Here is a 585-nt window from a genome sequence, read left to right on the forward strand (position 1 = left end):
GCCACAGGTCGCCTGATGCACCTGCGATTCTGTGATTCAGAAAACGCGTTTGACTACATGATGGCTACCCGGCAATACATTGATAAACATGGTAAACCTGTCGCATTTTACAGCGACAAGCATGCGGTGTTCAGGGTCAGCGGACCGGAGAGCCGACGTACCGGCACAACCCAGTTCGGACGGGCTCTCCGGGAACTGGCGATCGAATTGATTTGTGCCAACAGCAGCCAGGCAAAAGGTCGCGTGGAACGGGTAAATAAAACGCTCCAGGATCGACTGATTAAAGAGATGCGCCTGCAGAACATCAGCTCGGTTGCTGAAGCCAATCAGTGGATTGAACATTTCATGTCTGATTTTAACCGTCGTTTCTCCCGGCCGGCAAAATACCCTAAAGATCTGCACCGTGCGGTCACACAGAGTCCACTGGAGCTGAATGATATCTTCGCCTGGCAGGAGCTGCGGACCTTATCGAAAGCACTGACTTTTCAGTATGATAAAGTCATGTATATCATTGAACCCACCGAACAAAATACGCGCATAGCAGGTGAAAAAATTACCGTTTATGATTACCCTGACGGAAGCATT

At 49.7% G+C, this 585-nt stretch carries 1 protein-coding gene; it reads left to right on the top strand.

Going from position 1 to position 585, the window contains the following annotated elements; genetic code table 11:
- On the top strand, window positions 1-585 hold a 585-nt coding region (locus HMPREF3096_RS01680; protein ID WP_141749322.1), incomplete at both ends, for an ISNCY family transposase.

The sequence above is a fragment of the Klebsiella sp. HMSC25G12 genome (genome assembly GCF_001807705.1).
Taxonomy (GTDB): Bacteria; Pseudomonadota; Gammaproteobacteria; order Enterobacterales; family Enterobacteriaceae; genus Klebsiella; species Klebsiella variicola.